Raw genomic sequence first — 10,622 nt, forward strand, 5'->3', positions numbered from 1 at the left:
TCGCCAGACCATGCCGACCTGTACCACGGGCAGCGAACCCGAGACGTCGCGGGACTCGATGCGGTCGCCTTCCAATGACCACGGCCGGTAAACGAGGTCGGGCAAAAGCGCGACCCCTGCCCCGGTGGCGACAAGCGAACGCACGGCCTCCACTGAGCGTGTACGGAAGGCGACATGCGGTTTGGCGCCGATCGCCGACAGCAGCTTGCCGGTGTTTTCCTCGATCTCGTCGACCGACAGCATGATCAGCGGCTCTGACGCGATGTCGCCGACGCTGATGATTTCGGCGGAGGCCAGCGGGTGGCCGAGGGGCAGCCACAGGCGGTAGGCCGAGACCTCAAGGATTTCCGATTGCAACGCCATGCGGTCGCGCAGATTGGAAGTGACCATCACCGCAAGGTCGAGCTTGCCGCCGACAAGCAGGTGCTCAAGATAGTCGCCATTGTCTTCGATGGCCGAGATCTCGACCGCCGGGTGGGCGCGGCGGTAGCGCGCCAGGAGATCGGACAGAACGTAGCCGGCGACCAGTGAGGTGACGCCGAGCTTGAGCTGGCCCGTGGCGGTCGCCTTGCCGCCGAAGAAGGTACGCCGCGCATCCGACACGTCGGCCAGGATCTTGGTGGCGTGGCGCAGGAACTGGTGACCCTTGTGGGTGATGTTGAGGCCGCGCGGGTGGCGCTCGAACAGCTCGACGCCGAGATCGCCTTCCAGCTCCTTGATCGCCTCGGTGACCGAGGATTGCGAGATCGACAGGTTCTGCGCCGCCCGCGAGATGGTGCCCTGCTCGGCAACGGCAACGAAGAACTGAAGCTGACGAAGCGTGAAGGCCATATCAGGACTAAACAGGGTGGTGAGAGGTTTGGGAAGGGGCTGCCGCATCTGCGCGGCTGCTCGAAAAAAGCAACCCTGTGTCAATCGATAGTGTGCGGTGCACCGAGGTCAGCCAGCGGTCATGCAACATCGCCGGCCTCGCCCACGGCTACCGCGTCAATAACTTGATCATAGGCGCAATTGCCTGCGACAAGCCTGTATTGTCACGGTCGGTCTACCGACGYGCTCTCAGCGCCGCGCAATGATGCGGCTGTCGACATCCTTGATGTCACGCAGGCCGCAGAAGGCCATGGTGATGTCGAGCTCCTTGCGGATGATGTCGAGACAGGCGGTTACACCCGCCTCCCCTCCGGCTCCGAGGCCGTAGAGGAACGAGCGGCCGATGAACACGCCCTTGGCGCCAAGGGCCACGGCCTTGAGCACATCCTGGCCCGAACGGATACCGCCATCCATCAGCACTTCGATGCGATCGCCGACAGCATCGACTATGGCCGGCAGCGCCGAGATCGAAGAGACAGCTCCATCGAGCTGGCGGCCGCCATGGTTGGAGACGATCAGCGCGTCGGCGCCGCTCGCGGCGGCCTTCTCGGCGTCCTCAGGATCGAGGATGCCCTTGAGGATGAGCTTGCCGCCCCACTGGTCCTTGATCCATTTGACGTCATCCCAGCTCAACGCCGGGTCGAATTGCTCGGCCGTCCACGACGACAGCGAACGCAAATCGGTGACGCCCTTGGCGTGACCTGCGATGTTGCGGAATGTTCTCCGGTTGGTGCGCAGCATGTTGAGGCACCAGCGCGGCTTAGTCGCCAGGTTGATGATGTTGGGGATCGTCATGCGCGGCGGCGTCGACAGGCCGTTGATGATGTCCTTGTGGCGTTGACCGAGGATCTGCAGGTCGAGCGTCAGCACCAGCGCCGAACATTTCGCCGCCTTGGCACGCTGGATCAGCCGCGAGACAAAGTCGCGGTCCTTCATCACATAGAGCTGGAACCAGAACGGCTGGGAGGTGTTTTCGGCGACATCTTCGATCGAACAGATGCTCATGGTCGACAGCGTGAATGGAATGCCTGCCTTTTCGGCGGCGCGCGCGGCATGTATCTCGCCGTCGGCATGCTGCATGCCGGTCAGGCCCGTCGGCGCGATTGCCACCGGCATCGATACCTTCTCGCCGATCATCGTTGTTTCAAGCGTGCGGTTGCGCAGATCGACAGCGACGCGCTGGCGAAACTTGATCGGCACGAAATCGCTTTCGTTTTCGCGGTAGGTGCTCTCGGTCCAGGCACCGGAATCGCAATAGTCGTAGAACATGCGTGGCACCCGCCGCTTGGCGATTGCACGTAGATCGGCGATCGAAGTTATCGGACGCGCCATTCAGGTCTGCTCCACATTTTCATTGCTGCTCCAAGCCTGCGCGCGGCATGTAAGCCGCCTTGGGCGGAGTTGCCAAGGCCAACCATCGGCTAAACGACTCCAAAAGGAAAAGGGGCCCGTGGGCCCCTCCGCCTGTTCAAGCTGTTCGCTTATGCGTTGGCGGCCGCGACGGCACGCTTGCCCATCACGACCACGAGATTGGCGCGGTATTCCGGCGAGGCATGGATGTCGCCCATCAGGTTCTTGGAAGGCACGGTGACACCTTCGAGAGCTGATGCCTCGAACTTCTTGGTGAGCGCTGCCTCGACCTCCTTCGAGCRGAACACGCCGTCATCTCCGGCCCCGGTCACCGCCGCGCGCACGCCGTCCTTGCCCTTGGTCACGAAGACGCCGGTCATGGCGTAGCGTGATGCTGGGTTGGGGAACTTGGCGTAACCCGCCTTGGCAGGTGCTGTGAAGGTGACCGCAGTGACGATCTCGTCGTCCTTGAGCGACGTTTCAAATAGCCCCTTGAAGAACTTGTCGGCCGCAAGCTCGCGCTTGTTGGTGACGATAGTCGCCCCAAGCGCCAGCAATGCGGAGGGATAATCGGCAGCCGGGTCGTTGTTGACGATCGAGCCCCCAATTGTGCCGCGATGACGCACGGCCGCATCGCCGATGAGGCTGGCGAGATAGGCCAGCGCCGGACACACCTTCTTCAGCTTCTCGTCATTGGCAACGTCGAAATGCGTCGTCGTGGCACCAATGGTGACGGTCTTGCCCGACACCTTGATGCCCTTGAGTTCGGCGATGTGACTGAGGTCGACCAGATCCGACGGTGCGGCGAGTCGCGTCTTCATCGCCGGGATCAGCGTCATGCCGCCGGCAAGGAACTTGGCATCGCCAGTCTTGATCTTCTTGAYGGCGTCCGCGACCGAGGTGGCACGATGATAATTGACGGAATACATTTTGCGTCCTCCTCAGTGCTTCGAGCCGCTGCCCAACGCCGCCCAGACTTTCTGGGGCGTTGCCGGCATGGTCAGGTTTTCGTGGCCGAGCGCATCAGTGATGGCGTTGATGACCGCCGGCGGCGAGCCGATGGCGCCGGCCTCGCCGCAGCCCTTGATGCCGAGTGGGTTGCCCGGGCACGGCGTGTTCGAGGTCGAGACCTGGAACGATGGCAGGTCGTCGGCGCGCGGCATGGTGTAGTCCATGTAGCTCGCGGTCAGAAGCTGGCCGTTCGTGTCATAGACAGCCCCTTCGAGCAGCGCCTGGCCGACGCCCTGCGCGATGCCGCCATGCACCTGTCCCTCGACGATCATCGGGTTGATGATGTTGCCGAAATCGTCGGCAGCAACGAACTGCACGATATCGGTCTTGCCGGTCTCCGGATCGATCTCGACTTCGCAGATGTAGCAGCCCGCCGGGAAGGTGAAGTTCGACGGATCATAAAACGCCGTCTCCTTCAGCCCCGGCTCCATGCCTTGCGGCAGGTTGTGGGCGGTGTAGGCCGCAAGCGCCATCTGGAACCACGGCACGTTCTTGTCGGTACCGGCGACCTTGAGCTGACCATTTTCGATGACAATGTCGCCCTCGTCAGCCTCAAGTAGATGAGCGGCGATCTTCTTGGCCTTGGCTTCGACCTTGTCGAGTGCCTTGACGATGGCCGACATGCCGACGGCTCCCGAGCGCGAGCCATAGGTGCCCATGCCCATCTGCACCTTGTCGGTGTCGCCATGCACGATCGAAACGCTGTCGAGCGGCACACCGAAGCGCGAGTTGACCAGCTGGGCGAAGGTCGTCTCGTGGCCCTGGCCATGGCTATGCGAACCGGTCAGCACCTCGATGGTGCCGACGGCATTGACCCGCACCTCGGCCGATTCCCACAGACCGACACCGGCGCCAAGCGAACCGACCGCAGCCGACGGCGCGATACCGCAGGCCTCGATGTAGCAGCTCATGCCGATACCGCGCAGCTTTCCCTTCTTGGCCGCAGCTGCCTTGCGCTTGGCAAAGCCGGCATAGTCGGCCTGCTTCATCGCGGCGTCGAGGGAAGCGCCATAATCGCCAGCGTCGTAGCACATGATCACGGGCGTCTGGTGCGGGAAGGCGGTGACGAAGTTCGTGCGCCTGAGTTCGGCCGGCGACACGCCCAATTCCCGCGCGGCGATCTCCATCGTGCGCTCCACGACATAGGTTGCCTCGGGCCGTCCCGCCCCGCGATAGGCGTCGACAGGTGCGGTGTTGGTGTAGACGGTGCGCACATTGCCGTAGATCGTCGGGATGTCGTACTGGCCCGACAAAAGCGTGGCGTAGAGATAGGTCGGTGTCGCCGAAGAAAACAGCGACATGTAGGCGCCGAGATTGGCGATGGTGTCGACCTTCAGCCCGACGATCTTGTTGTTCTTGTCGAAGCCCATCTCGACTGTGGTGTGATGGTCGCGGCCGTGCGCGTCGGTGAGGAAGCTCTCCGTGCGGTCGGCCACCCACTTGACCGGCACGCCGGTCTTCTTGGAAGCCCACAGGCAGACGATCTCTTCGGGATAGATGTAGATCTTGGAGCCGAAGCCGCCGCCGACATCAGGCGCGATGACGCGCAGCTTGTTCTCCGGCGCGACGTTGTAGAATGCACTCATCACCAGCCGCGCCACATGCGGGTTCTGCGAGGTGGTCCAGCAGGTGTAGTGGTCCTCGGCCTTGTCGTAGTGACCAAGAGCGGCGCGAGGCTCCATCGCATTCGGCACCAGTCGGTTGTTGACGATGTTGACGCGGGTGATATGGGCCGCCGTCTTGAGCGCGGCGTCCGTTTTCGCTTCGTCGCCGATGCCCCAGTCAAAGATCAGATTGCCCTCAGCCTCGGGGTGCAGTTGAGGTGCGCCCTTGGCGAGCGCGTCGACCGCATCCGCCACCGACTTGCGCTCCTTGTAGGTGATCTCGACAGCTTCGGCCGCATCGCGCGCCTGGCCCTTGGTGTCGGCCACAACGATGACTACGGCGTCACCGACATAACGCACACGGTCGACGGCCAAGGGCGACCAGGCACCCATCTTCATCGGCGAGCCGTCCTTGGAATGGATCATCCAGCCGCAGATCAGATTGCCGATGCCGTCGGCCTTGAGCTGCCTGCCGGTGAGCACACCGATGACGCCCGGCATGGCTTCCGCCTTCTTGACGTCGATCTTCTTGATGTCGGCATGAGCATGCGGGCTGCGCACGAATGCCGCGTGCTTCATGCCGGGCACGACCATGTCGTCGACATAGCGCCCCGCGCCGGTGATGAATCTCTTGTCTTCCTTGCGCGCAACCCGCGCGCCAATGCCTTCGATTCCCATGTAAACTCTCCTCCAGAACCAAGGGCAGTACGGGAGTAAGGCAATGAGGCAGTAGGTAAGATGTCGCGTCGGCGGCAGTCGTTGCCTACTGCCTTACTGCCCTACTACCCTACTCCCAATTCTTATGCCGCCTTCTTCGCCTTGCTCTTGGACGCTTTTGACATTGTCTTTGAAGCGGCGAGGATCGCCTTGACGATGTTGTGGTAGCCGGTGCAGCGGCAGATGTTGCCTTCGAGTTCCGCGCGCACGGTGGCTTCGTCGAGTCCGTCGGGATGCCTGCGGATCATGTCGGTTGCGGTCATGATCATGCCCGGCGTGCAAAAGCCACACTGCAGGCCATGATGTTCCTTGAAGGCGGCCTGCACCGGGTGCAGGTCGGCGCCATTGGCAAGGCCTTCAATGGTGACAATGGTCGAGCCAGAGGCCTGGACCGCCAGCATTGTGCAAGACTTCACGGCCTTGCCGTCGACATGGACGACGCAAGCGCCGCATTGCGACGTGTCACAACCGACATGCGTGCCGGTCAGGTTCAAATTCTCGCGCAGGAAATGAACTAGAAGCGTGCGGTCCTCCACCGCGCCGCTGATCTTTCGGCCATTCACGACCAAAGTAACCTCTGACATGAAACCTCCCACTGTTGCCGCGACCGGCCAGGCATGCCCCGCCCCGTCAGGTGAGCAAATCCTATCCTTGCGAATGCAGGCTGCAAGCGCCTTTTTGGATCCAGACACGCAATGCGTGCAGGCCAGCGCAGAAATGATGCCTTTTGAGGACAGTTTTGACTTGGAACATCTTGGCGGGACCAGCCCCGACCAGCTTCCATCGCGTGATTGGAAGTGGAATGCTCCGACGGATCATGTCAAAAGCGCGCATCACTTTCATGGGAGGCAGCCTTGGCCACTTTCGTCATCACCCCGCCCGAGCCCGCGTCGGTTGCTGTTTCAGGCTCCAGCGACCGCTTCGCCGTTCGCCGCATCTTCTGCGTCGGCCGCAACTACGCGGCGCATGCACGCGAGATGGGCAAGGACCCGGACCGCGAGCCACCCTTCTTTTTCGGCAAGCCAGCCGACGCTGTCGTCGACAGCGGCACGACCATCCCTTATCCGCAGCTGACCAAGGACCTCCACCACGAGATCGAACTGGTCGTTGCCATCGGCCGCGGCGGTTCCAACATCGAGGTCGAGAACGCGCTCGATCATGTCTGGGGTTATGGCGTCGGTATCGACCTTACCCGTCGCGACCTGCAGGACGTGGCCAAGAAAATGGGCCGACCGTGGGACTGGGCAAAAGGCTTCGACCTGTCGGCGCCATGCGGACCGCTGGTTCGTGCATCAGAAATCGGTCACCCGGCCAAAGGCCGCGTCTGGCTTGCCGTCAACGGCGAAACCAGGCAGCAGGGCGACCTGGCCGACCTGATCTGGTCGATCCCTGAAGTGATCGCGATCTGCAGCCAGTCGATGGAACTGAAGGCCGGAGACCTGATCTACACCGGCACGCCAGCCGGGGTCGGCGCAGTGATATCAGGCGACCGCATAACCGGCGGAGTAGACGGTGTGGGTGAGATCGACATCACCATCGGCGCGGTAGCAGGCCAATAATCGGCGACGGCTCAGGCCGTCACCTTGCTGCGCCGCTCATAGAGCATGATCAGCGTCTCGGCGACGAGCGCAGGCTTGTCTTCGCCTTCGATCTCGATGGTGTTTTCACCCTTCAGCAGATACTGCCTTGGTCCCCTTTCCTCCATCGAGATCAGGAACGAGCGCATGCGCACGCGCGAGCCTACCTTGACCGGGGTCACGAAACGCACCTTGTCCAGCCCGTAGTTGAAGGCAGCCTGGGTGTTGACAGGGATGACGCCCATGTCCTGGATGAACGCACCGATCAACGACAACGTCAGGAAGCCATGGGCGATTGTCGTGCGAAACGGGCTCTGGCGCCGGGCCCGCTCCGGATCGACGTGAATCCACTGGCGGTCGCCGGTGGATTCAGCAAAACCATCGATACGGCTCTGGTCGACAACCACCCAGTCGGAAACGCCGAGTTCCTGCCCGACTTTCGCGCGCAACTCCTCATAGGTCTCGATCGGTTTCGCCAAGGTTGTCTCCCTGCGTCTGACGGCGCCTTGCGAAGTTGGGGACCATAAATCGCGCGTGCTTGTCAAGCTTTGCAGGCAGATCGAGGCTATTCCGCAGCCTCGCGCTCGACGAGATCGTCGGTCCTTTCAGGATCGCCCGGGGCGGTTTCGCAACCAAGTTCGGGGAACGCCACCGAGCGCTTGCCGTGGAAGTCGGTGCGCACCACCACCAACCCCTGCTCCTCGAAATAGGTGAGCAAGCGCCGCGCCCGGCGTGCCGAATGGCTGCCATAAGCATGCGCGATCGCGGCGTCCGAAGGGCAAGGCGCGCCCTTGACCGCCGCCTGCGCGACGATCAGGAACACCGCCTGCAAATCCTCTGGAAGTGCGGCGGACATACCAAGTGCTTGCTGCCAGGTGTCGCTCGACGCCGTTTCGTCATCGATGCCCGAGCGTGCCACCGCATAGCGGCGACGGAAGGTGGATAGCGGCGGCGGCTCGCCCTGCATGCGCTTGATGCGACAGCGCACGAGAAAATCCTGATAGAGCACGGCATCGGTGCGGAACGCCGCGTCCGGATCCTCGACCATCTCGCGAACGATCGTGTCGATCAACGCCTCGCGTTCGGCCTCGTCGAACAGCGGGAAAATCGGCTCGGCGACGGGGGCCGATGCCTCGGCGCGCACCTGGGAAAGCTGGGCGATAATGTCGGCAGTCGGCGTGGGCGTTGGCGGCACGTGTCGCCGCACCGTCTGGCGCGTCTCAAGCGGTGCCGGTGCGAAAATCAACTCGCGCGTATCGTCAGTGGCATCAGGCAGCGGCATCAGCTTGGGGCTGACCGAGCGCGCCGACGTCTCCACCGGGCCGATGGCGACGGGCAACGGACGGCGCGACATGGCGGGTCCGAGTGCGATGAAATTGCCGCGTGCCAAGTCGCGGAACATTTCAGCCTGACGCCGCTCCATGCCGAGCAGGTCGGCGGCGCGCGCCATGTCGATGTCGAGGAATGTGCGGCCCATCAGGAAGTTGGAGGCTTCGGCCGCGACGTTCTTGGCGAGCTTGGCCAGACGCTGGGTGGCGATGACGCCGGCCAGTCCGCGCTTGCGGCCACGGCACATCAAATTGGTCATCGCACTCAGCGAGATCTTGCGCGCTTCGTCGGAGACTTCGCCGGCTACGGCTGGCGCAAAGAGCTGCGCCTCGTCGACGACCACGAGCACGGGATACCAGAAATCGCGCTCTGCATCGAACATGCCGTTCAGGAAGGCCGCCGCACCCCGCATCTGCTGCTCGACGTCGAGACCTTCAAGATTAAGTACGACGGAAACGCGATGCTGGCGGATGCGGCCGGCGATACGGGTGAGTTCGGCTTCGGTGCGCTGGGCATCGACCACGACGTGGCCGAAGCGATCGGCCAGCGTGACAAAATCGCCCTCCGGGTCGATGACGCATTGCTGCACCCAAGGTGCGCTCTGTTCGAGCAGGCGACGCAGCAGGTGCGACTTTCCCGAGCCCGAATTGCCTTGAACCAGCAATCGGGTCGCCAAAAGTTCTTCGAGATCAAGCTGAGCCTTCGTCCCGCCGGACGCTGCTCCCATCTCGATGCCTACCTTCATCCTCTTCCCCAGTTGAATCCTGCCGCACCGCGCCGCGAATCGGTATCGATTCCCGGAAGGCACAATACCCAGATTCAAAGTGTTTAAGCGCCTTTATGCGCCCGAATGGACGGGCAGCGCTCCAGTGGTGATCGCCATACTTAGCACCCCAAGACCGGCAATGCGCGGCCCGTATGGCGAAACCCACAAGAGAGGTGCTGCCTGCCGCCGCGTCAGGATTTGACCGGGAAAAATCAGTTCTTCTTGTCGTAGCTGTCGCGAATTTCCTGCATCGATTCACGAATTCGCTGGCGCAGGATCTCAACCGATTCCGTACCCGAGTTGCGCACGATCTGTGCAACCTCACCGGCATTCTTGAGCGCCGCCTCGAACGACCGCCTGGCGAAATCGGCCTGCTTGGTGAGCAATTCCTGCGGATTGCCGGGCGTGCGCATGCCTTGCGCAGCCTCGGTGACTTCGTGCAACGCGCTCTGGATCATCTCGCGCTGCTTGGCGACCAGCGACGAAGCGCCAGACGCACTTGCCTTGATCGACTTTTCCAGTGCCTCGAGGTTCTTGCGGTGATGACTGACGATAGCGTCGACATCGACCGCGGGCATCTTCAGATCGCGGCCGAACTTGGAAAACATGTCGGTGAAGGTATCAGGCTCAGGTTTCTTGGCCATGGCTCGCTCCCGTTTGGCTCCGGGCCCTCCCGGAGGTCGCAAGGTCAGAATAGTGCAGCAGCCGTAGCGGTCAATTCGCCAGCAACAGCAACTCGGCGGAATAGAGCGCAAGTCCCGCAAGTCCGCCGATCAACATGCCGTTGAAGCGGATATATTGCAGGTCGCGGCCGATATTGATCTCCATCAGCCGGGTCAGCTGTCCAAGGTCCCAGCGCTTGACCTGTTCGGCGATGAAACCGGACACGCCGCTTTTCTGGCTCTCGACGAAAGACGCAAGTGCCACCACGAAACCGGCATTCATGTCGGCGCGGATGCTGGGATCGCGCGCCAGATTCTGGCCGACCTCCAGGAAAAGATTGGTCAGGTGCTTTCGCGTCATCGAGTCGGCCGATGCGACGTCCTGCTCGATGAAGCCGCGCATGCTTTTCCAGACATCTTGCGCCAGTCCGCGCAGTTCGGGGCGGGCAAGGAAATTGCGCTTCAGCTGCTCGGCACGCTGGGCATAGTCGGGCGAATGGCGCAACTGGTCGATGAAGCTATGGACGAAGCGGTCGAACTCGCCGCGCAGCGGATGCTCCGGGTCGGCCCTGACCTCCTCCAGCAACGTCGCCGCCGACGAAACGATACGCTTGAGCAGATAGGCATCGGCGCGGAACAGGTTGAACACCGAGGGCAGTTCCTCCCTGATCTTTTCGCGCAGCACGGCAAGCGCCTGCTCGTCGCTCAGAAAATTGCCGATGATCTTGGTGAATTC

10 protein-coding genes are annotated in these 10,622 nt (G+C 62.4%); 1 reads left to right on the forward strand and 9 read right to left on the reverse strand.

All coding sequences use genetic code 11. From position 1 onward, the window contains the following. From AC1DUU_RS12335 to AC1DUU_RS12355, 5 genes are all read right to left on the reverse strand, one after another. A partial coding sequence (locus AC1DUU_RS12335) for a LysR substrate-binding domain-containing protein (RefSeq protein WP_476783717.1) occupies positions 1-831 on the reverse strand: 831 nt, incomplete at its 3' end. Positions 832-1,059: 228 nt separating this feature from the next. Continuing rightward, complete coding sequence (locus AC1DUU_RS12340) at positions 1,060-2,202, reverse strand: alpha-hydroxy acid oxidase (RefSeq protein ID WP_476783708.1); 1,143 nt, start codon at positions 2,200-2,202, stop codon at positions 1,060-1,062. A gap of 149 nt (positions 2,203-2,351) precedes the next feature. Further along, complete coding sequence (locus tag AC1DUU_RS12345; protein ID WP_476783709.1) at positions 2,352-3,149, reverse strand: FAD binding domain-containing protein; 798 nt, start codon at positions 3,147-3,149, stop codon at positions 2,352-2,354. A 12-nt stretch (positions 3,150-3,161) separates the two neighbouring features. Then, positions 3,162-5,513 (reverse strand): xanthine dehydrogenase family protein molybdopterin-binding subunit, encoded by a 2,352-nt coding sequence (locus AC1DUU_RS12350; protein ID WP_476783710.1) that lies wholly within the window; start codon positions 5,511-5,513, stop codon positions 3,162-3,164. Between the two features lie 122 nt (positions 5,514-5,635). Beyond that, positions 5,636-6,136, reverse strand: coding sequence for a (2Fe-2S)-binding protein (locus AC1DUU_RS12355; protein WP_476783711.1), 501 nt, complete (start codon positions 6,134-6,136; stop codon positions 5,636-5,638). Between the two features lie 270 nt (positions 6,137-6,406). Between AC1DUU_RS12355 and AC1DUU_RS12360 the strand changes: the two genes are divergently transcribed. Further along, the gene (locus AC1DUU_RS12360) at positions 6,407-7,111 is read left to right on the forward strand and encodes a fumarylacetoacetate hydrolase family protein (protein WP_476783712.1); all 705 of its coding nucleotides are present in this window, start codon (positions 6,407-6,409) and stop codon (positions 7,109-7,111) included. An 11-nt stretch (positions 7,112-7,122) separates the two neighbouring features. On the opposite strand, the gene AC1DUU_RS12365 is transcribed toward AC1DUU_RS12360, so the two are convergent. From AC1DUU_RS12365 to AC1DUU_RS12380, 4 genes are all read right to left on the reverse strand, one after another. Next, on the reverse strand, positions 7,123-7,608 hold the full coding sequence (locus AC1DUU_RS12365; RefSeq protein ID WP_476783713.1) for a MaoC family dehydratase: 486 nt from the start codon (positions 7,606-7,608) through the stop codon (positions 7,123-7,125). 86 nt (positions 7,609-7,694) lie between these two features. Beyond that, positions 7,695-9,203: a helicase HerA domain-containing protein gene (locus AC1DUU_RS12370; protein WP_476783714.1), complete on the reverse strand. Its 1,509-nt coding sequence runs from the start codon at positions 9,201-9,203 to the stop codon at positions 7,695-7,697. Between the two features lie 233 nt (positions 9,204-9,436). Next, a complete protein-coding gene (locus tag AC1DUU_RS12375; RefSeq protein ID WP_476783715.1) occupies positions 9,437-9,868 on the reverse strand; it encodes a phasin family protein in 432 nt (143 codons plus the stop codon). A 70-nt stretch (positions 9,869-9,938) separates the two neighbouring features. Beyond that, positions 9,939-10,622: DUF445 family protein (locus tag AC1DUU_RS12380; RefSeq protein ID WP_476783716.1), on the reverse strand; the 684-nt coding region annotated here is incomplete at its 5' end.

This window comes from Aminobacter sp. P4_H6_2 (assembly GCF_056400805.1).

Bases quoted from the DNA above. Each gene is read 5' to 3' on its own strand.
- AC1DUU_RS12340 (WP_476783708.1), bottom strand. From the start codon at position 2,202: ATGGCGCGTCCGATAACTTCGATCGCCGATCTACGTGCAATCGCCAAG.
- AC1DUU_RS12370 (WP_476783714.1), bottom strand. From the start codon at position 9,203: ATGAAGGTAGGCATCGAGATGGGAGCAGCGTCCGGCGGGACGAAGGCT.
- AC1DUU_RS12355 (WP_476783711.1), bottom strand. From the start codon at position 6,136: ATGTCAGAGGTTACTTTGGTCGTGAATGGCCGAAAGATCAGCGGCGCG.
- AC1DUU_RS12350 (WP_476783710.1), bottom strand. From the start codon at position 5,513: ATGGGAATCGAAGGCATTGGCGCGCGGGTTGCGCGCAAGGAAGACAAG.
- AC1DUU_RS12375 (WP_476783715.1), bottom strand. From the start codon at position 9,868: ATGGCCAAGAAACCTGAGCCTGATACCTTCACCGACATGTTTTCCAAG.